We start from the raw sequence: 25,725 nt of genomic DNA, 5'->3' as shown, positions 1-25,725 counted from the left end.
TTTGCATCTTGCATGTTCTGGTGAAGTTCGCATAAAATAAGAACAAACGTTCCGTTCAAAGGAGGTTTATATGCTCGTTGATCTTGATCGTTATGTATCTTCTGGTCAACCACTCGAGATGATTTATCTCGATCGCCAAGGTCGAATCACCCAACGTCAAATTCTACCTTACTCTATCACAGGAGATCAGATGAAGGCTTACTGCTTAACCCGCAGAGCCATTCGATCCTTCTTAATTAACCATATATTGTCCATTCTTCCCGCTAAACACGCGTAGGGGAGCTTGTCATGCTCTCAAATAGAACGTATGTTCTAACTTTTAATGAGGTGAATCCATGTTTGATTATAGTCAAATGCCCCAGCGCTCGATCCTCATGCTAGATGCCAAGAGCTTTTATGCTTCTGCCCATTGCTCCTTGCTTGGGCTAGATCCTCTTACTGCATATTTAGCTGTGGTTGGTGACCCCGAGCGAAGCGGCTCTATCGTTCTCGCTGCATCAGCAGCGTTAAAGAGAGATTTTGGCGTTAAGAACGTCTCGCGCTTCTTTGAACTGCCTCAGGATCCTCGAATCCAAGTTGTCAAAGCTAGGATGTCGAAATACCTAGAGATTAGTTTAGAGTTAACCAAAATTTTGGGGCGCTTTTCCCCATTCGATAGCATTTTACAGTACTCCGTAGATGAGGCCTGGATCGATATCACCGGAACAGAAAAGTTGTTTGGTGATAAGTGGTTTGTGGCAAGAAAAATTAAGCAAACGATCTGGGAAGAATTACGTATTCCCGTGGCCATTGGCATAGGTCCCAATATGCTCCTGGCCAAGGTCTGCTTGGACTTAGATGCCAAAAAAGCGCCAGAAGGAATTGCCGAGTGGACTTTCGAAGATCTTCCTTCAAGATTATGGCCTCATCCCGTTAAGGACATGTGGGGAATTGGATCCCGAATGGAGCGAAATCTAAACCGGATGGGCATTCGTACTGTCGGCCAATTAGCAGGCTTTGAATCCGCTTTACTCGAGAAGCGATTCGGCATTATGGGCGTCCAGATGTATAACCACGCTTGGGGAATTGACTTCTCCCGTGTACAGCCTAACTACAACCAAACGCATAAGAGCTACGGAAATGGAATTACATTGCTTCGAGATTATGTATTACCCTCCGAAATTAAGATTGTTATCCGTGAACTGTGCGATGAAGTAACGAGTCGGGCTCGTAAAGATCGAATGGCTGGCAGAACGATTTCTTTAGGAATTGGATACTCAAACGGTTACGAAGGAGGCTTCTCCCGGTCTTTATCTATTGATACGCCTACGAATCTAGAAGATGAAGTATACAACGTTTGCCTGCAACTGTTTAATACCCACTATACATTAGGGACAGAAGTCCGCAACATCTATGTGGCCCTGTCTAATCTTACCCCAGACCAAGAAGTACAGTTGGATATGTTCAGTTTTAAGACACGGGAAAAAAAGAGAAATTTAGCCTTTGCCGTAGATCAGATTCGAGATGTGTTCGGATCTACCTCCATTATTAAGGCCTCAAGCTTAGTAGAAGGAGGGATCGCGCTAGAACGAAGCGCAAAGATTGGAGGGCACTATGGATAGAAAAAGAAGAGGAACCTGCGAGGGTTCCCCTTCCATACGTTATGAATTAGCCTTGACCTTATTAATTAAAGTGAAGGAGTAGATAGCAGCCACACCAACCAAAATGTAGACAATACGAGCGGGCCAGCCGTCCATTCCTCCTAACAATCCACCAACTAAATCCCACTGAAATAATCCGAAGAGAAGCCAGTTTAACCCACCAACAATAATGAGAACAAGTGCTGTTAAATTTAAGCCACCCATGACCAAACCCTCCCTAGATTGGAATTTACATCCTATACTGCATCATTATTATATAATTATTGTATAAGTTTTGTAAAGAAAAAAATTATATGCTATATTCCAATAGGGGAGTAGGAGTTAATTGTCGTAAGTTTAAATTTTCTAAAAAGGCGATTGGACGAAGATTCCATGTTAAAATTTAGAAAAACAAGAGAGTGATGGAGTGCTAGGAAGGAACTGACAAGATAAAAGGAAAACCAAGATAAGGTGGGAAAAAGGCTATATGTACCCTCGTGAGATCATAGTAAAGCTCGGTATGAGCGAATATATCCTTTGGCGTTATCTGGAACAACGACAATTTGTCATTCCATCTATGGATGAAATGGTCAACCATTTTGGTAGACATCGTCGAACCATAAAGACATGGTTAAAGAATTTAAAAGAGAACGGCTATATCCAAGGGAAAAAGGTTCACTAATCAAAAAGTCGCTATCCTGCTTGAAATGGGGGAGGCGACTTTTTTTTCCACGTAAAAAGGACTCTTCATAATAAGAGTCCCGTCATAAAAGCAAATCATGTGAAACTTTCATAGATTGCAAACGTATGATGTATTAAGGAAGGAGGAGGAGTTAAATTGAATATCGAGTTAGCTTTCGCACCCTTTTTCATCATGCTGTTTATTATGGCAGCTTTTTTTATTTTTAATATTGTAACGAGTATTTGGGCTTATCGGGATTCTTTAAGAAAAGGAAACAGTAAAGAATACTCTGTTATCGTGCTGATAGGAACACTCTTTTTCCCGATCATTGGGCTTATTATTTATTTTATCATTCGAAACGATAGATGATCTAAGATCTTATTTGACAATGATGACTGACACCGAACACATCTGTGTAACTTGATGACTCACGCTTCCAAGAAATAATTCATCAAACGCAGAAAGTCCTTTACTTCCCATAACAATTAAGTCCACCTGATTGGCCTTAGCGTGATTTCATTTTACACCGATTCTTATCATGGAAAAGTGGTGAAACTCGACAAATTATGAATCTTTAGTGAATGGCGATATTAACCCTTTTTTGCCGGGCGCATATCATGTCTCTAGATAAGTGAAATAGTTTGAAGACTCATCTAGAGGAGTAGGCAAAAGGAGGGGCGTTTTTTATGACATGGGAGATTGCCTTGGTTATTCTTGTCGTAATTATCATGCTTTACTTCTTAATACGAGAGATATCCAGGCCCGAATTTGTGATTTTTTGTGCATTGGCCTTCCTTCTCCTCACTGGGATATTAAGCCCAACTGATGCATTGAGAGGATTCTCCAATGAAGGCATGTTAACCGTTGCTTTTCTATTCATCGTTGCAGGAGCTGTACAACAAAGTGGCCTGATTGGGCAAATTGTAATGAAGTCACTAGGTTCCGGCAAAAACACTCGCAAAGCGCTTGTCCGCATGATGTTCCCCGTTTCAGCTCTGTCTGGATTCCTAAACAATACTCCAATTGTAGTCTTATTTACACCCATAATCCGAAAATGGTGTCGGGACAACAATATCTCCCCATCCAAATTCTTGCTTCCTTTATCCTACGCTACGATATTCGGAGGGACGATTACGCTTATCGGTACCTCAACCAATTTACTTGTCCACGGAATGATGATTGAACAGGGGATGAAAGGCTTTAGTATGTTTCAGTTAGGCATGGTAGGGATACCTGCCTGTATAGCTGGCCTCGTCTATATGGGAACGATCGGTTACCGGTTGCTACCGTCTCGTAAAACCTCCGAAGAATCTTTTAGCGAGAGTACGAGGGAATACTTGTCAGAAGCGCTTGTACTAAAGGATTCTCCTATCATCGGTAAAACGGTTGAGGAAGCGGGACTCAGGCATCTAGAGGGGTTATATCTAATTGAGATCATCCGCAATGGACATCGGATTGCTCCCGTTCAAACGGACCGCACTCTCTGGGAAGGTGACAGGCTTATTTTCACCGGATTGGTTTCGACTATCGTCGACCTTCAAAGGATTAAAGGACTTAAAATTGAGACCGGAATTGAACTGAAACTAGACGACCTACACAATGGGAATGCCTTTTTAGTAGAGGCTGTGGTCTCGCACCAGTCTTCTATTATAAACCAAACCGTAAAAGAGAGTAGTTTTAGAGGTAAATATGGAGCGGGGGTCATTGCTGTCCACCGTAACCAAGAACGAATTAACAGTAAAGTTGGGGACATTCTGTTTAAACCTGGTGACACCTTGCTTCTCCTAGCCGGGAAACAATTTATGAAGCGTTGGCTCAATTCTGGTGATTTTTATCTGATTTCACCAGTGCCACAGCCTGAAAGGACTGACCCTAAAAAGGGAACGCTATCCATCATCGTCTTGCTTATTATGGTTATACTTGCAACTTTTGAGATTCTATCTATGTTTAAAGCCGCAGTACTCGCCGTGATTACTTTATTTATCACGAAGGCGATCACCTTCGAAGCAGCTAAAAAACATATACATTTTAACGTGTTAATTATGATAGCTAGCGCAATTGGAATAGGGATTGCTATCGATAAAACGGGAACTGCTGCATGGATTGCCACATCCTTTATCCATATCACGAAAAGCCTTGGTGTCGTTGGCATGCTTGCTTGTGTTTACCTAATTACCACTTTTTTCACAGAAATTATTACGAATAATGCAGCCGCTGTCCTCATGTTTCCCATCTCACAGGCCATTGCCCTGCAAACAGGTGCGGATCCCACGGCCTTCTTCGTTACCATTACCATCGCAGCATCTGCAAGCTTTGCCACGCCAATCGGGTACCAAACCAATCTCATCGTCTACGGACCCGGAGGTTATCGATTCTCAGATTACTTAAAAGTAGGGATCCCTTTAAATCTCTTATATATGTTTATCACGGTTACGACAGTAGCCTTCCTCTGGTTATAACTCTTACATTAGAATTGCATTAGGTAGTAAATGATCCCGATCACGCAAGGGATAAGATAATATAAATAAACGGTTGCTTTACTTTTCATGGGAAACCTCACCTCTCTTAAGATTATGGATCAATTATGATTTCATATTATATACATGGATCTTGAATATTGTCAAACAGTTCTGTATATTCCTTACAAACACAACATTGACCGACATACTTCTACAAATAACACCCTGGTGAAATACATTCTATGTTCCGTTTTTCTCTGTTATGACACTTGACCCTAAAAAAATCCGTGAGTATTTTCCTAAATTGTAGTAAAGTCTATAGCAAAGGAGATGATCATAAGTGTACAAATTAATATTAGTTGAGAACACCATTACCTATGGCAACCAGGATAAGGTCAACATGACGATGAAAAAGAAACCAGAATGCACCGTTCTTCGCCATAATATTGATGACATTAAACACGAAGTCCTTAAGATCCAACAGGAAAATCCAGAAACCAAGGTAGTATTTGTTGGAGTGTAGAACCGGAAGAAGGCCAATAGCCTTCTTTTTTCTTTTTTAGCGGTATTGAGTATGTCCAAAATTAGTCACAACTTTACTTTAAAGATCTTTGCACGTATAACTCAGATAGTATATAGTTGTTATATGATTCCTGGGGAGGAATTAAAATTATTTCCGAAGTATAGGGGGTAACAGGGTTTGAACATTCCAAAACTTAAAATTGCCCACATGACTCCAGAGGTACCTATTATACAGGGGGGCATGGGGGTTGCTGTGTCTCTGAGCGGTCTTGCCTCGGCTGTGGCTAATGCTGGAGGCATAGGCATCATTTCCGGAACGGGAATTCCAATCGAAGAGATGAGATCTCATATTCGACGCGCAAGGGAATTGACTCAAAGCAAAGGATATATTGGAGTGAACGTTTTGTTTGCGATGAAGGAGTTTGCCGAAACCGTCAAGGCAGCCATGGAAGAGAAGGTGGATTTTATTATTTCCGGAGCTGGCTTCTCGCGAGATATGTATAGCTGGGGAAAAGAATACGGTGTTCCTGTCATCTCCATCGTCTCGTCTGCGAAATTTGCGAAGTTAGCGGAAAGACTAGGAGCGGCTGCGATCGTTGTAGAAGGTCATGAAGCCGGGGGGCATTTGGGGACAGAACGCCCATTATTTGATATCTTACCTGAGGTTATTGAAGCCGTTGACATTCCGGTTATAGCAGCGGGAGGAATCCTAACAGGCGCCGACATCGCTAGAGCGTTTGAATTGGGCGCATCTGGCGTACAGATGGGTACAAGGTTCGTGGCTAGTGAAGAATGCGATGCACACCCAGCCTTCAAGCAAAAATATATTGAGTGCCAAGAAGGGGAAACGGTACTCGTTAAAACGACCGTTGGATTAGAAGGTCGAGCCATCCGCAACCACTTCATCGAGAAGGTCTGCGAAGGTTCTAAAATGAAGATAGAAAAGTGCCGTCAGTGCCTTAAATCCTGCTCTTACCAATTTTGCACATTAGATTCCCTAATCCGATCTGTAAAAGGAGATGTGGAGGAAGGTCTCGTTTTTGCAGGTGCGAGGGTCCACGAAATAAAAGAAATACTCCCGGTGAAGACCATCATGGATAACCTTATCAGTGAACTAAAAATATCCTTGGTGCCAACACCTACACCATAATATCAAGCTTGATGAAGCGGGCCTTATAGGCTCGCTTTTTTCTTTGGTCGAAATTTAAGACAGCATAAGGTATCATAAGAGGGGGAAACAAATTTCTATGTTTTAGAGGAGTGTCCAATGAACGAAGAGAAAAAAGTATGGGTCATTAATGGCCAAAAGATAGAGTTAAACCAGCAAACAGCGGACATGCTGCAGGCATTAACAGATCCCACTCAGGTACGATCGATGGTGGACGAGCTTATTCATTTTTCCGACGCAGCAAGAGGCGGATTTTCCAATATACAGAACCAGAGCTTCATGAAACGGCTAATGGGTGGGGTAACAGGTAAAAGTTCACAACAAATGGCCCATGCTATGGAAAACTACCATGAAGCTATGCAATTTATAGGGTACCTTAGTACATGTTTATACATACAGAACCTTCAATGGAATGAGCAATTGAAAGTCGTCCAACCTATTCTTGAAGAGTGGGAGAAGGGGCAGCATGAAGAATGGAGAACCCAGATAGCCCTACAGACCGAGAATAAAAAACTCATGGAAGTCTCCGAGGACCAGCAAAAAAAGCTCGACGACATCCTCGTACGATTAGCCATTGTCGCTAAAGAGTATAGAGAAATGGAAAACTGGCGCGACGAGTCCAATATCCATATCCATCGAATTGCGGAAACCGTTGATCTAGCGGACAAGAAATTCAAAAAATCCATTTCAGAATTAAGATTCCTCCAAGAAGAGATCGCAAGAGAGACGCGTGCAAACAATGAGAAAATGAAGGATGAAATGACTGTATTTCAAACAGACGCAACAGAATTGTTATCTCAACTAAAGAGTTTCATGGACATTCAACAACAACGTTCCGAGCAGCTTTGCGAAAGAATGGACTTATTGCAATCTTATATAGAGATGCCTTGGTGGAAACGCATTTTTGCCCGAAAACTGAGGAGGCAAATAGCAGCTGCAAAAGAAAGACAATCATGAATGAGTCAAAACCCCAACTATTATGAAGAAATTTGACGAAAAAGCTACACACACAACGCTTATTAGACTTGTTATAATGTAGAGCAGTAAGTATGCGTGTAACTGAGGGGATAGCAAAAATGGATAAGAAAACAAAAGACGAACTAATAGAACTAGGCTTTATTTCTGTAGGCTTTATTAACGATCTGGAATACCTATGTAAACCAGATGAGTTAGAGGATGAAGAGGAAGCCTTCACTTATATTGCAGTAGACAAGGACGGAAAAGCGCTATGGTATTTTCCTAGAACAGCTTATGTAAATGAAATTGATGCTCTATCTATTATGAAGAAGCGACTTATAGAAAACCTATTGGTAAAATAGCGACGATGAATACGAGCCTGTATCCGAAGTTTGTGGATACAGGCATTGATTTTGTCAATTTAGGTCTAGTTGAAACATGGGTTTTACTAACGTTGAAACAAAGACAAATTCAGCCTCCTTTTGTATATCAGGAATATGTTTCTTGAGGACAGCCGCTGTTTTTTTTCCTGGAGGTCCGACATGTCCAATAGCGATACACTCAGGATGATGCTGAATATGTTTTAGAAGTATGCGGAATTGCTTATCTATATGGGATGTCTTGTATATATCATCAAGAAAAATATGATTTTCTATTAATGGTACTCCGATCTCCTTAGCTAGTTCAGGAATGACGCTTTTATGAGTGGTTTTACTGTCAAGATAGATAAGGTTGCGCTCCTTACAGACTTCTAAGACAATTCTCATGACCCTCGAGTCTGCGGTGGCTTTTGAACCCATATGGTTATTCATCCCTGTGGCATGAGGAACTTGATCTACCGCTTGATTAACTCGCTTTCGGATCTCCTCATCGCTTAGGTCTGTCGTAATGGCTCCTGGACCTAACCAACTCTTTTTCCCTCTTCTTGGCTCCATAGGGAGATGAATGAACACTTCATGTCCCCGCTTATAGGCCCATTCAGCATCACGTTTGGTAGTAGGCAAGAACGGCATAACAGCTACGGTTAATGGTATATCCAGCTGAAGAATTTCCTCTGTCCCCAACATGTCATTACCGAAGTCATCAATAACAATAGCCACTTTTCTAGACTTTTCCTCCTCTGCAAATGAAGGAACCGTTTGGTTTAGACATAAAACCAAAAAGTAGAACAAAACCGCAAGTCTGTTCAGTGGTTTTCTCATCCCTTATCTCCTTTTATCCTTATTTTCTTTATCATCCCCGAATAAAGAAGACATATGAAAACAAAAAAGGCTTCCGGTTAGGGAAGCCTGATTAATGAGTTCTTTTGGGTGATATTTTGATTTTTCCTTTCAATACGTCTTGATAAGGGAAGGTCCATTTTGCTCGATTATTCTTTTCGTTGACAATCACTTCATTATGGTTCCACTTTTCAATTTTCGCGTGAAAAGTTATACCTTTCTCCCAAATGGTAACGGTTACATCTTTTCCGGAAGTATAGTACATTCATCTTCCCCCTTAATGAAGTTAACTTATATCTTATTATACTATAATTACAGCAAATATGGAAGCGCTTGCTCAATTTGTCGAAACAAAAATCCTGTTGAACATTTCGTTTGTCTATAATATAATACAAAACATTAAGAAAAATAAATTTAGATGAGTGAGTGGAGATTAGAGGAGGAGAGCTTATGAAGAAGTTTTTATCATTAACCACAATGGGAGCTATGCTATTTCTTGCGGCTTGTGGAAACCAACCTGCACCTACTGCAGGTAACGATGCAGCACCAGCAGAGAAGGTTGTAAAGATTGGTATTACACAAATTGTAGAGCATCCTTCGCTTGATGAAGGAAGAAAGGGATTCTTGGCTGCACTTAAGGACGCAGGGTATGAAGAAGGTAAGAATCTAAAGGTCGATGTACAGATTGCACAAGGGGATATGAACAATAACATTACCATTGCGCAGAAACTTGTTAATGACAAGAATGACCTGATCTTAGCTATCGCTACCCCAAGTGCGCAAGCCGCTGCAAAGGCCGCACAAGATATTCCAGTTGTGTTCACTGCCGTGACGGATCCTCTGGGTGCTAAGCTAGTTTCTCAAGTGGATAAGCCTGGTTCGAATGTAACCGGTATGTCTGACACGCATCCTGATGGAATTAAGAGCACCATCGGAGCGATCAAACAATTCTTCCCTGAAGCGAAGAAGGTTGGGCTTATCTACAATAGTGGTGAACAGAACTCTGTATACAACATAGAGAGTGCGAAGAAAGCTATAACATCCCTAGGAATGGAAGCTGTTGACGCTACTGCAGCTACAAGCTCTGAAGTTCAACAAGCCGCTGAATCTTTAGTGGGACGAGTAGATGCCATCGCGTACTTCAAGGACAATACAGTTGCATCTGCTTTAGAAGCCGTTATCCAAGTGGCGAATCAGAATAAGCTGCCGTTCTTTGCAGGGGACGCTGACTCGGTTAAACGAGGAGTATTTGCCGGATCAGGTGTCGAAGAGTTTGACATCGGGTACAAGGCAGGAGAGATGGCGATTGAGATACTTAAAGGGAAAAATCCCGGAGATATCTCTGTAGGATTCCCAGACAAGACGGATCTTTACATTAACCTAAAGGCCGCTAAGGATGCTGGAATCGAAGTAACGGAAGAAATGAAGAAGAATGCTATCATCATTGAGTAACACAAGTAAGAAGAGCCTAACGCATCTAACGCGGTAGGCTCTTTTTGCATGAATAATAACCGCAATAACTGTGATAATAAAAGAGTAAACCAATTACTACCAATATGATGGAGGGGTTATTACCATGCGTTGGGCAGCACACGAATTTTTAGAAACTCAAGAAGCACTTCGAAGCAAGGCAGCGACAATTGAACTGTATGGAGCATTGATGGGAATGACACAAGATGCTCACCTTCGAGATATCCTTCAAAATCAACAACGTCGTGAGATTCAAGCTTATCAGCAAGGCGTAAACTTGCTGCTTGGCAAAGGGGTCCAAATGCAAGCACCACATACTCCACAGATGAACGTATATGAGCAGCCACAAGTTGGCTTACAGCAACCTACCATGTCCGCTCCGAACCCACAAGCGACGAAGCTATCGGATATGTCCATCTCTACCGTATTATTAAATTTGCATAAATCAGGGGCAGCGGTGGCTATGTTATGGGCTTGTGAGTGTGTAGATCCTCAAGTCCGTACTTACCACGCAACTTGTGCAAACGTCTGCCAAGAAATGGCCTATGAATTATGGCAATTCATGAATTATAAAGGCTATTACCAAGCTCCGCAGTTAGCTGATCATACCATGAACACAATGATCCGCCCATTCCAGGGACAAAATATGACATCGATGATGATGTAAAGGAGTAAGGTAGATGAATTTGAATGAACAAATGGGACAAGTAGGCGTACCTAATCCAGATATCACAAGGATTATGACGAATATGAGTAACTTCCAAGGTGAGTTTAACTTAACCAAATCGGGGTTCAATCCCCAAATGCCTGGACACCAAACCGCTCACCACATGATTTTGCGGCAACAACCAAGAACAGTTAAACAGATTGGAGCAGGCATTGGGCTTCCTTATGAAACAAGATTAGAAATGGCCCTCATGCTTGATGACCACCAGTGTGCCCTAACTGTAGCCCTGCATCAATACAATAAACACCATTGGCTTACAGAAGGAGCAGAAGCTTTTCTCAGTCTTCATGAACTCCTAAACGAACATCGTGAAAAAACGGTGAAGCACATTGATATGGTAGGTGAAAGGGTAGCTCGATTAGGAGGAGTACCAACCGCTCATCCGGTAACGCAACATGAGCTATCTTACATTAAGCACGAGGTAGAAGGAAGGTATACCGTTCGTGATTTCATTCGAAATGATTTGGAGCATGAACTTAAGCTGCAAGAAATGTTAAGAAGAACCATTGCTCGTGCTGAGACATTACACGACTTCGGAACTTCAGAGGTCCTGCAAGAAGTGTTAACAGACCGAGAGGACTTCGGCTACCACCTATACAGTGTGCTTGAAGACGATACATTAGTTCGGGGCATGACACACCTAATTGACGGCAGTGGGGATATGGCAGGAGATCGTCCTATGAACCCAAACACCAAACTACAATAACTACGAAGAAACTGTAAAAGATAAAGGCTTGCCTTGAGAAGAGGCAGGCCTTTGTCATCTTAAACTGATTAATGCTCTTCTTCTAGTAAAGCAAAGAGCTGATGAAATAGGATAACGTAAACGGTAACGAGTAACCCGGCTCCAACACTTACCCAGGTAAACATGGGTATCCTCCTTATTGTTCCTGATGCGGATGAATATAGATTATTAATTCTATTTTAACATAAATGACAAAAGGTAGGTAGTTACCTTGTTAATGTTTAGAAAGGAAGTTAGCACCCAGCACAACAAAAATTTTCCCATCATGAATGTCTACCTGTTGAATCTCCATGTCATCGAATTCTTCCATCTTTTTTAGCGGCTCCAGATTTAAAGTTAGAAGACCATCTTTAAAATGTAAGTAGGGCGGGTGATTGAATACCTTCTGGTTCAACCAAGGAACGTTTACGGGTGTCATTTCATCCACGAGGAACGCTAATGCTCCTCTCTCTGTAGAAACAGGTCTCATAGTCATAGAGAAAGGAATCTTAATCATTAATTTACGAGCAACGCCCGTGACGACAATGGACGTATCGTTTATGACGACATGGATATCTTGCAGTTCCTGTCCCTTGACTTGGTTGATCAGATCTTTGAGCAGGTCTGCTTTAAAAGCAAAAGTTTGGGTGGAGTTAGAATGATCTGCAACAGTCCGATATGCAATACGAGTAGACTCTCTTCTTACTTGTTCAAAGAAGTTATTCATCTAGGAGGCCCCCTCTGTAACAGCTATATCCTAAACATATCCTTTTTATCTGGATATATGACTAAAAATAGCCGTCCCATTGGGGAACAGCTAATTCACTTAAAAGATGAAAGGGAAAAAGAAGGGGAGAGGAAAGAAAAAGAAGGGAAAAAGCTTTACTTGAGCCTTCGGTGTCCCGGACTGCACTTGTCTCATGACTAAATAGTTGCCTCGTATTCCTTGTACAACCATTTGATACCTCTTGCCATTTGAATCTCTTATAACAATAGTTTTCCCTCTTAGTTGCTTTACGGCAGATTCTAGCTTTCTGCGTTTGCTTTCTGGTAAGCTCCTCATCTCACGCTGACCTCCTTAATGTTAGCTACTAGTATTCTATTAAGGGACCTGACAAAACGCTTGGACCTTTTAAACACAAAAATTTGCTGAATCAAACTGTACAACATTTGTATCCATATTGTACAATTAGAATAGAGAAATGTTTCATTTTCAGTAAAGAGAGTAGGTTTAACCGTGTATCCAATTAAAAAAGTCTCTGAGTTAACAGGAATACCTGCAGTAACGATTCGCGCCTGGGAGAGACGTTATGGTCTTGGACCTTCAGAACGAACGGAGGGTGGCCATCGTCTTTATTCTGAGAACGATGTATTAGATTTGAAGTGGTTAAAGAAACAAACCGAAGAAGTCGGAGTCAATATCAGCCAAGCCGTTCAGCTTCTTGCTCAAAGAAAACAGCAAGCTGAAAAAGCGGTAACCAGCAGTTCAAGCAGGGAATTACAGGAATTGGACTTAAAACGCATGGATACGTTATATGAATCTCTTATTGCGTTGGATTCCAATAAGGCGAGCGAGGCCCTAGAGCTATCCTTCGCGGTTTGGCCCATCGAAACCGTCCTACAAAACGTGCTGCCACAGCTCTTGCATCGGATCGGAGACGAATGGGAAAAGGGGAATATCTCCGTTGCTCAGGAGCACTTCGCGAGTAACTGGATTATGCACCGAATCAGCCACCTTCTACGTGTCTTTCCGGTTGATAAGACCTATCCGCGCGCACTAGCTCTGTGTCCACCTGGTGAACATCACCAAGTCGGGTTGCTGTTGTTCACTCTGTTTTTACGGAGAAAAGGCATGGACGTCGTATATCTGGGACCAGATACTCCTGAAAACGGATTAGATAAAGTCATTACAGACTTGAATATTGGTTTAGTCTGTATTTCCATTACTAGACCTGATTTACAGAGGGCCGTAAGGGAGCTCATTAGCCAATTAACAACCGAACATCCTGGACTTAAGTTTGTTATAGGGGGTCAAGGGATGTTGAACGCTCCTGAGTCTCTACAGAACTGGAATATCGGTCATTCGTCTGCACTCTGGGATCAATGGTTTGATTTGGAGTGGATGCGATAACCAAAAACGAAAGGGGATGACCCTAGGGACACTTTTAGTTGTCCTGTTGAGTCATCCCTTTTTTTTCTTAACTACCTTTCCTTTAACGACGCTCCTGCAATACCCGGATAAGTCATCTCATAAGGATCAAGAATAATTTGCAGTTCTTCTTCACTTAATACATTATAAAGCAAACATAATTCTCTAACGGACTTACCCGTTTCGATCGCTTCCCTGGCAATCCTGGCTGCCGTCTCATAACCTAAGTGCGGGTTAAGAGCTGTAATAATGCCAACACTTCGCTCTACATATTCTTTGCATCGCTCCACATTTGCCTCAATTCCTTCTAGACAATGACGAGTAAAGACATCAAAAGCTTGATTCATGATGCTAAGAGACTGAATTAGGTTGAAAAATAGAACAGGTTCCATCACATTTAATTCAAGTTGTCCTGCTTCAGCTGCAAGACAAATTGTATGGTCGTTCCCCATAACTTGGAACGCGACTTGATTAATTACTTCACACATGACAGGATTCACTTTACCAGGCATGATGGAGGAACCAGGCTGTCTAGCTGGCAAGTTGATTTCTCCAAGTCCTGTGCGTGGACCAGAAGCCATTAATCGCAGGTCGTTGGCAATCTTGGACATATTAATCATACATACTTTCAGACTAGCAGAAACTTCTGCATAAACATCCGTATTCTGAGTAGCATCAATAAGATGATCCGCAAGGACAAGTGGGTATCCACTGCTTTCTGCTAAGAGTTCAACCACTCGGGTGATATAGCGTGGATCCGCGTTCAGACCTGTCCCTACTGCCGTAGCTCCCATATTCACCTCATAGAGATGCTCACGGGTTTTGCGAATACGCTTCATATCTCTAGCTATCGCTTTTGAATAAGCCTCGAATTCTTGTCCTAAACGGATAGGTACTGCATCCTGAAGATGTGTTCTTCCCATCTTAATAACAGCATCAAATTCCTTCGCCTTCGCTTGGAACGTACTTAACATAAACTCCATCGTGTTCAAGAGTTGATCAACGAGGGAGAGGATGGCAATCCGAACAGCAGTAGGAAAAGCATCATTCGTAGATTGAGACATATTCACATGCGTATTCGGGCTTAAGCTGAAATAATCCCCTTTAACCCCGCCCAATAATTCAATTGCCCGATTGGCGATGACCTCATTGGCATTCATATTAATGGAAGTACCTGCACCACCCTGTATCGGGTCAACAATAAACTGCTCATGCCATTGTCCGGCAATAATTTCTTCGGCTGCCTGTACAATCACAGCTCCCAGTCTAGGATTCAATCGAGAGACCTCCATATTAGCCTCTGCAGCCGCCTTCTTAACAATCGCAAGCGCCTTAATTAATTCACCGTGAATCCGATATCCCGTGATAGGAAAGTTCTCCACAGCTCGTAAGGTTTGAATTCCATAATAAGCTTCTAGAGGAACCTCTTTCTCACCAAGAAAATCCTTTTCCAATCGAAATTCTGTCTTTATCATTTGTCAGCACTCCTTAATAATGGTCACAAGAAATATAGTAACATACTTCATGGCTTGTGTGAGAAATATAATGGAAAAAGCTATGTAATTTACTGGGATAGCTCAACGCCCATTTTTGTCCACATCATGTGGACATCGCGGCTTGAATATGGTAACTTTAAAGTATAAAACCCGATGTGCCACGGTTGTATACGCTCTACATATTGTGCTTGTTGAGTGGACATTTGTTCTTTCAAAAAAGTTCAGTCATATAAGTTTGTCAAAATACTGGAGGGATTATGAATGTCAAGCAAAGTGTTGGATCGTTTTTTAGAGGAAAATCTAGGAGATTTGAAAAGGAAGGGTCTATATAACATTATCGACCCATTACAAAGCGCTAATGGACCTATGATTACGATTGGCGGAAAACAACTAATTAATCTTTCTTCTAACAACTACTTAGGCTTAGCTACAGACCCTCGTCTCATCGAAGCAGCTACAGAAGCTACAAAAGAATTCGGTGTCGGAGCCGGTGCCGTCCGCACCATCAACGGAACTCTTGAGCTGCATGTAAAATTAGAAGAGAAGCTTGCTCAATTTAAGCATACAGAAGCCGCCATTGCCTATCAATCCGGATTTAATTGTAATATGGCTGCTATCTCCGCTGTAATGGATAAGGAAGACGCTATCTTGTCTGATGAATTAAACCACGCTTCCATTATCGATGGATGTCGATTATCTAGAGCCCAGATCATCCGCTTTAATCATTCAGACATGGATGACTTGCGAGCAAAAGCGAGAGAAGCTAAGGAATCGGGCAAATACAATAAAGTAATGGTCATAACCGATGGGGTATTCTCTATGGATGGGGATATCGCTAATCTTCCAGACATTGCTACCATTGCAGACGAATTCGATTTGATTACCTATGTTGACGATGCACACGGATCAGGCGTATTAGGTCAGGGAGCCGGAACCGTAAAGCATTTTGGATTATCAGAAAAAATTGACTTTCAGATCGGGACTCTGTCGAAGGCCATCGGCGTCGTAGGAGGCTACGTGGCTGGGAAGCAGGAATTAATTGACTGGCTTAAGGTAAGAAGCCGTCCATTCCTTTTTTCTACTTCCCTGACTCCTGGAGATGTTGCTGCCAGTATTAAAGCGATCGATATTCTCATGAGCAGCACAGAACTACATGATCAATTGTGGGAGAACGGCGACTATCTAAAACAAGGTTTAAAAAATATGGGGTTCGATATTGGAGAAAGCCAGACACCTATTACCCCATGCATCATTGGCGATGAACGGAAGACTCAAGAATTCAGCAAGAGATTGTATGATGAGGGTGTCTATGCCAAGGCGATCGTATTCCCAACTGTCCAACGCGGAACAGGAAGAGTGAGAAATATGCCAACTGCTGCCCACTCAAGAGAAATGCTAGATCAAGCATTGTCCATCTATAAGTTGGTTGGAGAGGAAATGAGAATCATTTAATAGGATAAATAGGGGAGGAGCAACCGCATGAAAAAAATACTGATTACCGGAGCCCTAGGTCAAATTGGATCCGAGCTCACCTGCCACATGAGAGAAATATACGGGTTAGAGCAAGTCATTGCAACAGATATCCGCAAAGGGGCAAACACGGCGGTAGAATCTGGGCCTTTCGAAATTCTCGATGTAACAGATGCTCAGGCTATGTATGATATGGCAAAAAAACATCACGTTGATACCATTATTCATTTAGCCGCTCTCCTATCCGCAACAGCTGAAGCAAAACCATTACTCGCTTGGAACCTCAATATGGGAGGGCTAGTGAATGCCTTGGAAGTGTCAAAAGAGCTAGGATGTCAGTTCTTTACCCCTAGCTCTATTGGAGCCTTCGGACCAAGCACTCCAAAAACCAAGACTCCACAAAATACAATTCAAAGGCCAACTACGATGTATGGTGTGAATAAAGTGTCAGGGGAACTACTGTGCGATTACTATTATCAGAAATTCGGCGTAGATACCAGAGGACTCCGTTTTCCTGGACTTATCTCCTATGTAACGCCTCCTGGGGGAGGGACAACGGATTATGCTGTTGAGATCTATTACCAAGCCATTCGCCAAAAGGCTTACACTTCCTATATTGATAAAGGCACTTATATGGATATGATGTATATGCCCGATGCATTACAAGCGATTATTTGCTTAATGGAAGCCGATCCTGCTTACTTAAAACACCGCAATGCTTATAATGTGTCTGCCATGAGTATTGATCCGGAGGCCATTGCGACTTCCATTCGTAAGGTTATCCCTGATTTCGAGCTATCTTATCAAGTAGATCCAATAAGACAGTCTATTGCAGAGAGTTGGCCTGATTCTCTTGATTGTACAATAGCAACGGAAGAATGGGGCTTTAACCCGCTTTACGATCTAGATCGAATGACGGTTGAGATGCTGGGAAAGTTAAGTGAAAAATACAGTTTGGTGGGAACAAGTTAATCCATAAAAAAATAAGGCTGCCTCGAATGGGTTCGAGAGCAGCCTCGTTTTTATTTACCTGCCAGCCTCAAGGCGACGAATGCGTTCATCTAAGTCAGGATGACTGGAGAACAATCCGGCAAGGCCACGTTTTCCATTGATCTTAAGGGCAGCGAGAGATTTTTGTTCCGTATCAACGAGTTCTACTGTGTTTTTAAGTGATTTTAATGCATGAATCATATTTTGCTTTCCACCTAAGTAGGCTCCACCGGCATCGGCATGAAATTCTCGATAACGAGAATAAGCCATGACGGCAATACTGCCGAGTATGGAAAAAAGGATGTCAAAAATAATTACAGCGGCAAAGTGAACAATTGGGGCAAGTTCTTCTTTTACGAAACGCGAGGCAACATAAGCCATGATTCGAGACAAGAACACAACAAAGGTGTTAATGACCCCTTGAACAAGCGTCATGGTAACCATATCGCCATTCTCGATATGCGCCACTTCATGAGCTAGTACACCGATAACGGCTTCTTTATCCATTCTTTGTAACAATCCGCTAGACACTGCAACTAACGAACGATTCTTTGAAGGCCCTGTAGCAAAAGCGTTCACCTCTGCTGAGTCATAGATTCCTACTTCAGGCATTACCGTAATACCTGCCTTACGGGAAAGACGATGAACTTCCTCAAGTACAAACCTCTCTTCTGCAGTAAGGTGAGGGTTCTTCTGATCGATGATTTTAATCTTCATCATCCACTTCGCCATCATTCGTGACATGGCGAGTGAGATGAACGCTCCACTAAAACCGACTACACCGCTAAATACAAGCAGAGCCGTGAAATCAATCCCCTCAGCGGTTATGTAATTTCGCACTCCCAACATACTAGTCACAATACTGATCGTAATGATGACTAGCATGTTCACTAATAGAAATAATCCAATTCTCCTAAACATACGGGGTGAATTCATCCTTTCTTTTTCTGTTTCACTTTTCGTATACGGAACACTTCTTCATTAGGTTTCAGTTTTTTTCTGAGTAAAACTGCTTAATAAATGGGAGAATGGATGACTTCACCTGCTTGTACATCCTTCGTTACAATACACCCAGCCCCAATGATCGCTCCGGTTCCAATATGTATCCCTTCCATTATGACTGCGTTAGGGCCGATAATCACATCATCCTCAATGGTTACCGGACTTGCATGAGGAGAAGAGATGACTCCTTTAATCACAACGCCTGCACCTACATGACACCTCTTACCAATAGACGCTCGACCACCAATAACAGCGTTCATATCAATAAGGGCTTTTTCACCGATTCGAGCTCCAATGTTAATACAAGCCCCCATCATAATGACCGCATCCTTCTCAATTGTTACACCTTCACGAATGATCGCGCCAGGTTCAACTCTTGCATCCACATTCTTGATATCGAGTAAATCGATAGTCGAATTCCTTCGGTCACCCTCAACAACATAATCTTCAATGACAGAGGAGTAGTTCGCAAGTATGGGTTGAAGCACTTCCCAGTCGCCAAACACCATCCCTCCTTCACCCATCCGGATGACTCTTACATCTGGGCCGAATGTCACTTGATCCAGCTTACCTTGAATATAGATCTTTACCAGTGTTCTCTTATTATTATTCTGTATTCTTTCCAATATCTCTTTCGTGTCCATCTGATCCTCCTTAAGAAATAGGGTAGGGCCGGCCATCAGGCCAGCCCTAAATTCACCCTTGGCCTAACGCCAAGCGCTGTTTATTCCACTTACTCTAAGCATTCTGCATGGACCATTCTTCTACGTTCCATACAGTTGTTACCCAATCTTCATAAAAGTCTGGCTCATGGCAAACCAGAAGAATAGTTCCTTTATATTCCTTCAAAGCACGCTTAAGCTCTTCTTTAGCTACAACATCAAGGTGGTTAGTAGGCTCATCAAGCAAAAGCCAATTGCTGTCCCTCATCATCAACTTACATAGTCGAACCTTGGCTTGTTCACCACCACTCAACATATTCAGTGGGCGAGTAATATGTTCATTCGTCAGTCCGCATCGAGCCAAAGCCCCACGAACCTCATGTTGGTTCAAGTGAGAGTACTCATTCCAAACATCGTCAAGCGGTGTCAAATTGCCGGCCTTTACTTCTTGTTCAAAATAAACAGGGTAGAGGAAGTCGCCTAAATAAGCGGATCCCTTCCAAGGATTAATCTTGCCTAGAATGGTTTTTAGAAGAGTGGATTTACCTACCCCGTTACACCCGATAATCGCTATTTTTTCACCACGTTCGATCGTCATGCTCATCTTCGGGAGGAGAGCAGACGTGTAACCAATCTCTAAATCTTTACCTTCAAAAATAGTTTTCCCACTCGCTCGTGATTCCTTAAACCCAAATGTGGGTTTCATCGCTGTTTCTGGACGATCAATTCGATCAATTCGCTCCAACTGCTTCTGACGACTCTTTGCACGACCAGAAGTAGAATATCTCGCTTTATTCCGTTGAATAAAGTCTTCTTGCTTTTTAATAAACTCTTGTTGTTTTTCATATGCATCGATATGTTGTTGCTTATTAATATCGGCCATTTCTAGGAACTTCTCGTAGTTGGCCTTATATCTGGTTAACTTCGAAAATTCTAGATGATAAATGACATCTACGACTTTATTCATGAATTCTGTATCATGGGAAATCAGAATAAAAGCGAAAGGATAGTCCTTCAAATAATTAGTCAGCCATTGAATATGCTCTACATCCAAATAGTTCGTAGGCTCATCAAGAAGAAGGACCGTCGGTTTCTCAAGAAGCAGTTTAGCCAGAAGAACCTTTGTACGCTGACCGCCACTAAGGGAGGCTACGTCACGTTCTAATCCGATAGCATCTAACCCTAAACCATTGGCCATTTCTTCCACTTTTACATCTGACAAGTAAAAACCGCTTGCATCTAAACGTTCTTGTATTTCTCCCATTTGCTCAAGAAGATCCTCTAACTCTTCAGGAGTGGCATCGCCCATTTTCTCGGAGATTACCATTAATTCTTTTTCTAACTCGTAAAGGGGAAGGAAGGCATCTCTAAGGATGTCCCGAATTGTTTTCCCTGGAGTAAGCTTGGTATGTTGATCTAAATAACCATAATGGACCTTGGGTGTCCACTCAACCTTCCCATCATCACGGACAATTTGTCCTGTAACAATATTCATCAGGGTGGATTTCCCCACTCCATTAGCACCTACTAATCCAACATGCTCCCCAGCCAAAAGGCGGAAGGAGACATTCTTAAACAAGGTTCTATCGCCAAAGCTATGGCTTAAGTCTTCAACTGTTAATAAGCTCATCGTGTTTCTGGTTCCTCCTGTACTTACGGATGTGCATACTTTTGTTCCATCTTAACTGATTTGAATAAAATAATAAATCCCCTATATCAACCAAAAAGTCATCTTGTATTTAATAAAAGGGGGAGGGGAAGCTAAAAAGAAAAAAGGTGGTGCCCCTTGCAAAAGAAGATCATAAGTCTCCTGTTTGTTTTAATATCTCTTTGCATACAGCCCGTCTGGGCTGAGTATATGGCTGACATAGAAGTGTTTGATATTGAAAAAGAACAAATCGTGAAGCGAATTGCTAATACGACCGAAATCCAAGAGGAGATGAAAAAGTACCTCGACTCGATTGATCGTACGATTCCACCCTTAGAAGAGCTGCCGAAAAAAGGGCAAATGATTCGAGTTCCATTGCATCCTGGTATTAATGTAGGAAACCAATGGATGAAATCCATGGTTTATGAAGTCTTTTTCATTGTTCTTCCGGAGAGGGATCCTTTCGTCATCCTTTATGATGATGCGCGCAAGGCTTATTTGCTGCAATCACCCTATACTCCCAAAACCCTTATGAGTGTAATCACCGAATAAAGGGAAAGGGATCGAGCAATAGAAAAGAATCAGATTAAGCTAATCTGATTCTTTTTTTGTCCGCTTAAGTTTCAGTTAACTTTCGAAGTAACACTTGTGATTCTCTTCAAGTATCATCTCTTTACAACGGGGGCAAACCAATCCCTCTTCAATTAGCTTATCTAGGTTCTCTCGGTTATATCGCATTCTTTCTTTGACCTCATTCGTTTGAAGCTTTTTTTCGGTCAATTGATCGAAACAAGGAAAGCATATATAATGAACATCTTTTTTCTCGTTAAAAGGGATTTCCCAACTCTCTAATTCGAAAGAACGATATGGTTCAGCATGATCAGCACCGCATATTTCGCACTTATGGTTCATAATTCGCTCCTTTTTTCGTAGCCTTTTTATTCATTCAGTATAGCATTCCGTTCTTGTTTTGCAAACTTGGCAGAGAAAAAAGGCAGCCCAAAAAGTCACAGTATTTATGACCTGTTTGAGACAGCCTCTTTCAACCTAGTGTTACTCTTTAATTAGCCCAATTTCAACCAAGCGTTGATATAAAAACCCTCCAGCGGTGATAGGCGGATACTTCTCGGGATTATCCACTGAAACGCAAGAAGGAATTGTTTCTAACAGATAGTTACTGTATGGATGAACGAAGAACGGCATGGAGTAACGAGATGTATTTTCCCCCTTAGGATTAACTACACGGTGGGTTGTAGAAGGGATCACTTCATTAGTAATGCGAGACAGCATATCTCCCGCATCTACAATAATCTGACCCTTTTCAGCGATTACCGGCATCCAATCTCCGTCACGTGTTAACAATTCTAGACCAGACGCTGTAGACTCCACGAGAAGGGTAATCAAGTTAATATCCTCATGTTCAGCTGCCCGAATCGCGTCAGGATGCGCGAACTCATCTAGTGGGGGATAGTGAATGGTACGAAGAACACTGTTTCCATCGTTAATCATATCAGAGAAAAAACCCGATCTAAGATCAAAGTGAAGAGCTAAAGCTTCAAGCATATTGCGAGCCACTCGCTCTAATTCTCTGTAAAAATTCAATGCGTATTTACGAAGTTCAGGAAGTTCTTCCGGCCAAACATTCGCAGGATATTCAGAAGTAAGGGGGTGACCCACGGGCAATTCTTGACCCACATGCCAAAATTCCTTCAAGTCGCCAACTTTACGATTTTTTGCATGTTCCTTCCCAAATCCTGTATAGCCCCGTTGGCCTCCTTGAACCCCTTCGTATTGCTTCTTAACAACGTTATCTAGGTTATAGAATCTTTCCCACAATTCATAATTCTTATCAATAAGCTTTGGATCTACACCGTGACCTTCGAGGATAATAAAGCCAATCTCCTTAAGACCTGCAGCAAATTCTTCTGCGAATTGTGCACGCTGAGCAGCATTACCATACGTGTAGTCTTTTAAATTTAGTGTGCGGATTAATGGTCTAGACATTCCTTAAGAACCTCCTGAATAAGTAGGGTAAACGATTACAAAGAAAGAATTTCCTTTCGTAGTGTAACACGTTGTCTGACATCTAACAACCGTTTTTTACCTTATGAAATGAAAAAACAGAGGAAGGCTGAAAACCGTCCTCTTTATCTGTTACTTGTTTGGTAAGGGGCTCGATTAAAGCGAAATAGATCAGCATCCTGATGAGTGCCTTGCGTAATGAGGCTCGTGATTATTTGGGCAGCAATCATGCTGTAAACCGTTCCATTTCCTCCATACCCCAGAGCGAAATAGCAATGCGGATATTCAGGTTGTTCACCAATAAGAGGGTATCCATCATGCGTCCCCCCAAATGTAGCAGACCAATAATAATCTGCACGGAGATTGGGGATAGAGGGGAACAATTCTTGCACCGCTTGTACAAGGAGATCTCTTTTATGTATTAACCGGGCGTCTCGCTGCTCCGCTTGGACCATTGGCTCATCAAATCCGCCAGCGATAATACGGTTGTCCACGGAGGTGCGGATATACAGATAAGGTCTCGCTGTTTCCCATATCAAGCAACGATCAGGCCATCCCGTAAATTCCTCAATGGGCTGGGTTACGATAGCATAGGAACTTGAGAGTACTGCATTCGCATTATTCTGTAATTGAATCTGTGTCTCGTAACCCGTTGCGAAAATGACCTTCCTCGCCTTGATTCTTTTCCTATTTTTTGTATACAGAACAACATGATCCTTTTCTGTTTCACGACTCACGATTTCCGTTTCTTGGTAAGCACGTAGGCCAAAATCAACTGCGCTGTAGATTAAGGAGTTTGCAAACTTATAAGGGTTAATATCGGCATCCCCCGTAGCAAATATGGCCGCCGGTTTGGAAAAAGAATATTTCTCGCGAATTTCCTCCTCCTTCATATATCGAACCGGAAACCCATGCTTCTTCAAGGTGAGATATTCCTTCTGTAGGGAAGGAACATCTTCAATAGAAGTAGCGTAATAAAGACTGTCCCTTGAAACATAATCTGGAAAAATTTTTAGCTTGTTACAAAGCTTTCCTATTTCAGAAACCGCATTTTGACAAAGTTTATAAAAGCGAACCCCTTTCTCTTCACCAAAGGTGTTAATACAAGCCGTTAACTCCTTATCGTTCGCGAATTGGAGTAACCCCGTGTTCGCGCTTGTACTGCCGAAACCAAACCTTCTCCTGTCAACAATAACGGTATCCACCTGTTGCTCTGCTAGATGATAAGCACATAGAGAACCCGCCTCGCCACCACCGATCACTAGCACATCGCACACAATATCCTCTTCTAATTGAGGATAAGTAGGGGGAGATGGAAGTGTGTCTAGCCATGACAATGGTCCGTTTTTCAAATCTAATCCATGTTGCAGTTCCATAATCCAACACCCCTCTATTTATTTAGACTGAGTTGCTTCTTGTTAGCCAGTTTAAGTTGTATAATTTTCCTGTTCTAATATAATAATGCAGTAATCATTTATTTTAGCTTGAGGAGAAAGGAGTATATTCATGCAAAGAAATCAGACAAATATTATGGTTGAAACCGCATTAATGACGGCGTTGGCTTATGTATTAAGTTTGATTCAATTTGGCGGGTTGTGGGCACAAGGTGGCTCTATATCCTTAGTCATGATCCCCATTGTTATTTTGGCTTTCCGTAGAGGGGTAAAGGCGGGGATCACCGCAGGATTGCTAGTCGGTGTGTTAAAAGCGATGCTTGGTGGCACCATTGTTCACCCTGTACAACTAGTATTGGATTACCCTGTAGCTTATGCAGCTATTGGTTTAGCTGGTCTATTTAGCTTAGAGAACCAACAACGGGGAGGAAGAATAACAAGGGCGATACTAGGCATTACGATTGCTGCCTTAGCTCGGTTTGTCTCTCACGTGGGATCTGGAGTCGTTTGGTTTGGAAGCTATGCACCAGAAGGGATGCCTGTATTGCAGTACTCGATATGGTACAACTTATCTTATCTTCTACCTGAAGTCATTATTAACAGTATTATTCTTATTTTCTTAATTTCCAACCGTTATTCCTTATTAGCACCAAAATAAAAAACGTTAGAAAACAAGTGACAACCATCACTTCTTCTTTTCTTTTAACACGCTATGATTAAGATATTAGAACGTCATTACGATACACGAAGGAGTGTTGAGAAATGAATCATTCTTTTTGTAGCGGTTTTGCAGAGAGAGACTTTATCAGCCTATGTCCTGCGTTAGATCATCTCTATAAGGAGCACACACCATTACGTAAACAGATGGAAGAGTTCAATACCCTTGCTAAAGACTTGCAGAGGATAGAGGAAGGTTCAACTAGGGCAGAGATGTGGAGAGAGCTTATACGAAAAGTTGAAGCGTTTGAGAAGGATCTTACCCCTCACTCAGAAATCGAAGAAGGAGCCTTATTCCCTCTGTTAGCTCACTATATTGGACGGGAGACCGGACCTATTGCCGTAATGGAATATGAGCATGACCAGGCCAAGGGATACCTTAAAGCTTTCTTAGAAGAGGCCTCCAAATCAGTAGATGACATGAAAAGGAATGAATTAGCCTCTTATGCTATCCAAACTTATATTATTTTAAGTGATCATTTTAGTAAGGAAGAAAACATCTTGTTTCCTATGGCGGAGAAGTTTTTGACTGATCTAGAGAAGGACAAGCTTTATCAGCTTATGATTCAAAGATAATTCATGGGGCTGGGTCTAAAATATAGCAGTAAAAATTTCCGCTATTTTACA

30 protein-coding genes and 1 pseudogene are annotated in these 25,725 nt (G+C 42.0%); 18 read left to right on the top strand and 13 right to left on the bottom strand.

The features are described 5' to 3' along the window. The first annotated feature begins 70 nt into the window (after positions 1 to 70). Together EIZ39_RS14710 and EIZ39_RS14705 are read left to right on the top strand one after the other, a co-directional pair. Positions 71 to 277 (top strand): WYL domain-containing protein, encoded by a 207-nt coding sequence (locus tag EIZ39_RS14710; protein ID WP_129200750.1) that lies wholly within the window; start codon positions 71 to 73, stop codon positions 275 to 277. Positions 278 to 335: 58 nt separating this feature from the next. Continuing rightward, complete coding sequence (locus EIZ39_RS14705; protein WP_129200749.1) at positions 336 to 1,601, top strand: DNA polymerase IV; 1,266 nt, start codon at positions 336 to 338, stop codon at positions 1,599 to 1,601. 39 nt (positions 1,602 to 1,640) lie between these two features. On the opposite strand, the gene EIZ39_RS14700 is transcribed toward EIZ39_RS14705, so the two are convergent. Next, on the bottom strand, positions 1,641 to 1,844 hold the full coding sequence (locus EIZ39_RS14700; RefSeq protein WP_129200748.1) for a DUF378 domain-containing protein: 204 nt from the start codon (positions 1,842 to 1,844) through the stop codon (positions 1,641 to 1,643). 262 nt (positions 1,845 to 2,106) lie between these two features. Here EIZ39_RS14700 and EIZ39_RS14695 point away from each other — a divergent pair, with 262 nt between their 5' ends. After that, on the top strand, positions 2,107 to 2,301 hold the full coding sequence (locus EIZ39_RS14695; protein WP_129200747.1) for a helix-turn-helix domain-containing protein: 195 nt from the start codon (positions 2,107 to 2,109) through the stop codon (positions 2,299 to 2,301). A gap of 156 nt (positions 2,302 to 2,457) precedes the next feature. Then, positions 2,458 to 2,670: a PLDc N-terminal domain-containing protein gene (locus tag EIZ39_RS14690; RefSeq protein ID WP_483296039.1), complete on the top strand. Its 213-nt coding sequence runs from the start codon at positions 2,458 to 2,460 to the stop codon at positions 2,668 to 2,670. 9 nt (positions 2,671 to 2,679) lie between these two features. On the opposite strand, the pseudogene EIZ39_RS14685 reads toward EIZ39_RS14690, so the two are convergent. Next, positions 2,680 to 2,802: pseudogene (locus tag EIZ39_RS14685) on the bottom strand (universal stress protein); the annotation flags it as partial. A gap of 185 nt (positions 2,803 to 2,987) precedes the next feature. Between EIZ39_RS14685 and EIZ39_RS14680 the strand changes: the two are divergent. From EIZ39_RS14680 to EIZ39_RS14660, 5 genes are all read left to right on the top strand, one after another. Beyond that, positions 2,988 to 4,760 (top strand): SLC13 family permease, encoded by a 1,773-nt coding sequence (locus tag EIZ39_RS14680; RefSeq protein WP_129200746.1) that lies wholly within the window; start codon positions 2,988 to 2,990, stop codon positions 4,758 to 4,760. Positions 4,761 to 5,100: 340 nt separating this feature from the next. Beyond that, positions 5,101 to 5,283, top strand: coding sequence for a hypothetical protein (locus tag EIZ39_RS14675; RefSeq protein ID WP_129200745.1), 183 nt, complete (start codon positions 5,101 to 5,103; stop codon positions 5,281 to 5,283). A 207-nt stretch (positions 5,284 to 5,490) separates the two neighbouring features. Continuing rightward, positions 5,491 to 6,432: an NAD(P)H-dependent flavin oxidoreductase gene (locus EIZ39_RS14670; protein ID WP_205668570.1), complete on the top strand. Its 942-nt coding sequence runs from the start codon at positions 5,491 to 5,493 to the stop codon at positions 6,430 to 6,432. A gap of 117 nt (positions 6,433 to 6,549) precedes the next feature. Beyond that, positions 6,550 to 7,407: a hypothetical protein gene (locus EIZ39_RS14665; protein WP_129200743.1), complete on the top strand. Its 858-nt coding sequence runs from the start codon at positions 6,550 to 6,552 to the stop codon at positions 7,405 to 7,407. Positions 7,408 to 7,526: 119 nt separating this feature from the next. Next, entirely contained in the window at positions 7,527 to 7,769 is a 243-nt protein-coding gene (locus EIZ39_RS14660) for a hypothetical protein (RefSeq protein WP_129200742.1), read from the top strand. A gap of 54 nt (positions 7,770 to 7,823) precedes the next feature. On the opposite strand, the gene EIZ39_RS14655 is transcribed toward EIZ39_RS14660, so the two are convergent. Together EIZ39_RS14655 and EIZ39_RS14650 are read right to left on the bottom strand one after the other, a co-directional pair. Beyond that, the gene (locus tag EIZ39_RS14655; protein WP_129200741.1) at positions 7,824 to 8,609 is read right to left on the bottom strand and encodes a divergent polysaccharide deacetylase family protein; all 786 of its coding nucleotides are present in this window, start codon (positions 8,607 to 8,609) and stop codon (positions 7,824 to 7,826) included. 91 nt (positions 8,610 to 8,700) lie between these two features. Further along, a complete protein-coding gene (locus tag EIZ39_RS14650) occupies positions 8,701 to 8,892 on the bottom strand; it encodes a hypothetical protein (protein ID WP_129200740.1) in 192 nt (63 codons plus the stop codon). Between the two features lie 185 nt (positions 8,893 to 9,077). Here EIZ39_RS14650 and EIZ39_RS14645 point away from each other — a divergent pair, with 185 nt between their 5' ends. The 3 genes from EIZ39_RS14645 (at position 9,078) to EIZ39_RS14635 (ending at position 11,530) form a co-directional block, all read left to right on the top strand. Then, the gene (locus EIZ39_RS14645; protein WP_129200739.1) at positions 9,078 to 10,079 is read left to right on the top strand and encodes an ABC transporter substrate-binding protein; all 1,002 of its coding nucleotides are present in this window, start codon (positions 9,078 to 9,080) and stop codon (positions 10,077 to 10,079) included. A 124-nt stretch (positions 10,080 to 10,203) separates the two neighbouring features. Beyond that, on the top strand, positions 10,204 to 10,764 hold the full coding sequence (locus EIZ39_RS14640; RefSeq protein WP_129200738.1) for a spore coat protein: 561 nt from the start codon (positions 10,204 to 10,206) through the stop codon (positions 10,762 to 10,764). A gap of 13 nt (positions 10,765 to 10,777) precedes the next feature. Then, complete coding sequence (locus EIZ39_RS14635; protein WP_240675819.1) at positions 10,778 to 11,530, top strand: ferritin-like domain-containing protein; 753 nt, start codon at positions 10,778 to 10,780, stop codon at positions 11,528 to 11,530. A gap of 253 nt (positions 11,531 to 11,783) precedes the next feature. Here EIZ39_RS14635 and EIZ39_RS14630 read toward each other — a convergent pair whose 3' ends face one another. Then, the gene (locus EIZ39_RS14630) at positions 11,784 to 12,275 is read right to left on the bottom strand and encodes a hypothetical protein (protein ID WP_129200737.1); all 492 of its coding nucleotides are present in this window, start codon (positions 12,273 to 12,275) and stop codon (positions 11,784 to 11,786) included. 99 nt (positions 12,276 to 12,374) lie between these two features. Continuing rightward, positions 12,375 to 12,611, bottom strand: coding sequence for a hypothetical protein (locus EIZ39_RS14625; RefSeq protein ID WP_129200736.1), 237 nt, complete (start codon positions 12,609 to 12,611; stop codon positions 12,375 to 12,377). A 174-nt stretch (positions 12,612 to 12,785) separates the two neighbouring features. Between EIZ39_RS14625 and EIZ39_RS14620 the strand changes: the two genes are divergently transcribed. Beyond that, positions 12,786 to 13,679, top strand: coding sequence for a MerR family transcriptional regulator (locus EIZ39_RS14620; RefSeq protein WP_129200735.1), 894 nt, complete (start codon positions 12,786 to 12,788; stop codon positions 13,677 to 13,679). 71 nt (positions 13,680 to 13,750) lie between these two features. Here the strand turns inward: EIZ39_RS14620 and aspA are convergent, their stop codons facing one another. Further along, the gene (aspA, locus tag EIZ39_RS14615) at positions 13,751 to 15,172 is read right to left on the bottom strand and encodes an aspartate ammonia-lyase (protein ID WP_129200734.1); all 1,422 of its coding nucleotides are present in this window, start codon (positions 15,170 to 15,172) and stop codon (positions 13,751 to 13,753) included. 282 nt (positions 15,173 to 15,454) lie between these two features. Here aspA and EIZ39_RS14610 point away from each other — a divergent pair, with 282 nt between their 5' ends. Together EIZ39_RS14610 and EIZ39_RS14605 are read left to right on the top strand one after the other, a co-directional pair. Further along, complete coding sequence (locus EIZ39_RS14610; protein WP_129200733.1) at positions 15,455 to 16,645, top strand: glycine C-acetyltransferase; 1,191 nt, start codon at positions 15,455 to 15,457, stop codon at positions 16,643 to 16,645. Positions 16,646 to 16,672: 27 nt separating this feature from the next. Further along, positions 16,673 to 17,635 carry an L-threonine 3-dehydrogenase gene (locus EIZ39_RS14605; protein WP_129200732.1) on the top strand — a complete coding sequence of 321 codons (963 nt, stop codon included), beginning with the start codon at positions 16,673 to 16,675 and terminating at the stop codon, positions 17,633 to 17,635. Between the two features lie 54 nt (positions 17,636 to 17,689). Here EIZ39_RS14605 and htpX read toward each other — a convergent pair whose 3' ends face one another. The 3 genes from htpX to EIZ39_RS14590 form a co-directional block, all read right to left on the bottom strand. Continuing rightward, positions 17,690 to 18,574: a protease HtpX gene (gene htpX, locus EIZ39_RS14600; RefSeq protein ID WP_129200731.1), complete on the bottom strand. Its 885-nt coding sequence runs from the start codon at positions 18,572 to 18,574 to the stop codon at positions 17,690 to 17,692. Between the two features lie 92 nt (positions 18,575 to 18,666). Then, the gene (dapD, locus tag EIZ39_RS14595; protein ID WP_129200730.1) at positions 18,667 to 19,299 is read right to left on the bottom strand and encodes a 2,3,4,5-tetrahydropyridine-2,6-dicarboxylate N-acetyltransferase; all 633 of its coding nucleotides are present in this window, start codon (positions 19,297 to 19,299) and stop codon (positions 18,667 to 18,669) included. 94 nt (positions 19,300 to 19,393) lie between these two features. Next, positions 19,394 to 20,947, bottom strand: a complete 1,554-nt coding sequence (locus EIZ39_RS14590) for an ABC-F family ATP-binding cassette domain-containing protein (protein WP_129200729.1) — start codon at positions 20,945 to 20,947, stop codon at positions 19,394 to 19,396. A 156-nt stretch (positions 20,948 to 21,103) separates the two neighbouring features. Between EIZ39_RS14590 and EIZ39_RS14585 the strand changes: the two genes are divergently transcribed. Further along, positions 21,104 to 21,517: a hypothetical protein gene (locus tag EIZ39_RS14585; protein ID WP_129200728.1), complete on the top strand. Its 414-nt coding sequence runs from the start codon at positions 21,104 to 21,106 to the stop codon at positions 21,515 to 21,517. A 75-nt stretch (positions 21,518 to 21,592) separates the two neighbouring features. On the opposite strand, the gene EIZ39_RS14580 is transcribed toward EIZ39_RS14585, so the two are convergent. The 3 genes from EIZ39_RS14580 to EIZ39_RS14570 form a co-directional block, all read right to left on the bottom strand. Then, positions 21,593 to 21,877, bottom strand: a complete 285-nt coding sequence (locus EIZ39_RS14580; protein WP_129200727.1) for a hypothetical protein — start codon at positions 21,875 to 21,877, stop codon at positions 21,593 to 21,595. A 141-nt stretch (positions 21,878 to 22,018) separates the two neighbouring features. Further along, positions 22,019 to 22,969, bottom strand: a complete 951-nt coding sequence (locus EIZ39_RS14575; protein ID WP_129200726.1) for an isopenicillin N synthase family dioxygenase — start codon at positions 22,967 to 22,969, stop codon at positions 22,019 to 22,021. Positions 22,970 to 23,112: 143 nt separating this feature from the next. Continuing rightward, entirely contained in the window at positions 23,113 to 24,363 is a 1,251-nt protein-coding gene (locus EIZ39_RS14570) for an NAD(P)/FAD-dependent oxidoreductase (RefSeq protein ID WP_129200725.1), read from the bottom strand. Positions 24,364 to 24,493: 130 nt separating this feature from the next. Between EIZ39_RS14570 and thiT the strand changes: the two genes are divergently transcribed. Beyond that, positions 24,494 to 25,039 (top strand): energy-coupled thiamine transporter ThiT, encoded by a 546-nt coding sequence (gene thiT / locus EIZ39_RS14565; RefSeq protein ID WP_129200724.1) that lies wholly within the window; start codon positions 24,494 to 24,496, stop codon positions 25,037 to 25,039. A gap of 104 nt (positions 25,040 to 25,143) precedes the next feature. After that, on the top strand, positions 25,144 to 25,674 hold the full coding sequence (locus EIZ39_RS14560; protein ID WP_129200723.1) for a hemerythrin domain-containing protein: 531 nt from the start codon (positions 25,144 to 25,146) through the stop codon (positions 25,672 to 25,674). The last annotated feature ends 51 nt before the right edge of the window (positions 25,675 to 25,725 follow it).

This window comes from Ammoniphilus sp. CFH 90114, from assembly GCF_004123195.1.
Lineage (GTDB): Bacteria > Bacillota > Bacilli > Aneurinibacillales > RAOX-1 > YIM-78166.
This window is presented reverse-complemented; position numbering and strand designations above follow the sequence as displayed.

What these genes read in the sequence shown, in the direction of transcription:
- EIZ39_RS14670 (WP_205668570.1), top strand. Translation starts at nt 5,491, where the DNA reads ATGACTCCAGAGGTACCTATTATACAGGGGGGCATGGGGGTTGCTGTG.
- EIZ39_RS14635 (WP_240675819.1), top strand. Translation starts at nt 10,778, where the DNA reads ATGAATTTGAATGAACAAATGGGACAAGTAGGCGTACCTAATCCAGAT.
- aspA (WP_129200734.1), bottom strand. Translation starts at nt 15,172, where the DNA reads ATGATAAAGACAGAATTTCGATTGGAAAAGGATTTTCTTGGTGAGAAA.
- EIZ39_RS14680 (WP_129200746.1), top strand. Translation starts at nt 2,988, where the DNA reads ATGACATGGGAGATTGCCTTGGTTATTCTTGTCGTAATTATCATGCTT.
- EIZ39_RS14640 (WP_129200738.1), top strand. Translation starts at nt 10,204, where the DNA reads ATGCGTTGGGCAGCACACGAATTTTTAGAAACTCAAGAAGCACTTCGA.
- EIZ39_RS14705 (WP_129200749.1), top strand. Translation starts at nt 336, where the DNA reads ATGTTTGATTATAGTCAAATGCCCCAGCGCTCGATCCTCATGCTAGAT.
- EIZ39_RS14665 (WP_129200743.1), top strand. Translation starts at nt 6,550, where the DNA reads ATGAACGAAGAGAAAAAAGTATGGGTCATTAATGGCCAAAAGATAGAG.
- EIZ39_RS14710 (WP_129200750.1), top strand. Translation starts at nt 71, where the DNA reads ATGCTCGTTGATCTTGATCGTTATGTATCTTCTGGTCAACCACTCGAG.
- EIZ39_RS14700 (WP_129200748.1), bottom strand. Translation starts at nt 1,844, where the DNA reads ATGGGTGGCTTAAATTTAACAGCACTTGTTCTCATTATTGTTGGTGGG.
- EIZ39_RS14580 (WP_129200727.1), bottom strand. Translation starts at nt 21,877, where the DNA reads ATGAACCATAAGTGCGAAATATGCGGTGCTGATCATGCTGAACCATAT.
- EIZ39_RS14605 (WP_129200732.1), top strand. Translation starts at nt 16,673, where the DNA reads ATGAAAAAAATACTGATTACCGGAGCCCTAGGTCAAATTGGATCCGAG.
- EIZ39_RS14560 (WP_129200723.1), top strand. Translation starts at nt 25,144, where the DNA reads ATGAATCATTCTTTTTGTAGCGGTTTTGCAGAGAGAGACTTTATCAGC.
- EIZ39_RS14645 (WP_129200739.1), top strand. Translation starts at nt 9,078, where the DNA reads ATGAAGAAGTTTTTATCATTAACCACAATGGGAGCTATGCTATTTCTT.
- EIZ39_RS14630 (WP_129200737.1), bottom strand. Translation starts at nt 12,275, where the DNA reads ATGAATAACTTCTTTGAACAAGTAAGAAGAGAGTCTACTCGTATTGCA.
- EIZ39_RS14695 (WP_129200747.1), top strand. Translation starts at nt 2,107, where the DNA reads ATGTACCCTCGTGAGATCATAGTAAAGCTCGGTATGAGCGAATATATC.
- EIZ39_RS14625 (WP_129200736.1), bottom strand. Translation starts at nt 12,611, where the DNA reads ATGAGGAGCTTACCAGAAAGCAAACGCAGAAAGCTAGAATCTGCCGTA.
- dapD (WP_129200730.1), bottom strand. Translation starts at nt 19,299, where the DNA reads ATGGACACGAAAGAGATATTGGAAAGAATACAGAATAATAATAAGAGA.
- EIZ39_RS14575 (WP_129200726.1), bottom strand. Translation starts at nt 22,969, where the DNA reads ATGTCTAGACCATTAATCCGCACACTAAATTTAAAAGACTACACGTAT.
- htpX (WP_129200731.1), bottom strand. Translation starts at nt 18,574, where the DNA reads ATGTTTAGGAGAATTGGATTATTTCTATTAGTGAACATGCTAGTCATC.
- thiT (WP_129200724.1), top strand. Translation starts at nt 24,494, where the DNA reads ATGCAAAGAAATCAGACAAATATTATGGTTGAAACCGCATTAATGACG.
- EIZ39_RS14660 (WP_129200742.1), top strand. Translation starts at nt 7,527, where the DNA reads ATGGATAAGAAAACAAAAGACGAACTAATAGAACTAGGCTTTATTTCT.
- EIZ39_RS14610 (WP_129200733.1), top strand. Translation starts at nt 15,455, where the DNA reads ATGTCAAGCAAAGTGTTGGATCGTTTTTTAGAGGAAAATCTAGGAGAT.
- EIZ39_RS14655 (WP_129200741.1), bottom strand. Translation starts at nt 8,609, where the DNA reads ATGAGAAAACCACTGAACAGACTTGCGGTTTTGTTCTACTTTTTGGTT.
- EIZ39_RS14590 (WP_129200729.1), bottom strand. Translation starts at nt 20,947, where the DNA reads ATGAGCTTATTAACAGTTGAAGACTTAAGCCATAGCTTTGGCGATAGA.
- EIZ39_RS14650 (WP_129200740.1), bottom strand. Translation starts at nt 8,892, where the DNA reads ATGTACTATACTTCCGGAAAAGATGTAACCGTTACCATTTGGGAGAAA.
- EIZ39_RS14570 (WP_129200725.1), bottom strand. Translation starts at nt 24,363, where the DNA reads ATGGAACTGCAACATGGATTAGATTTGAAAAACGGACCATTGTCATGG.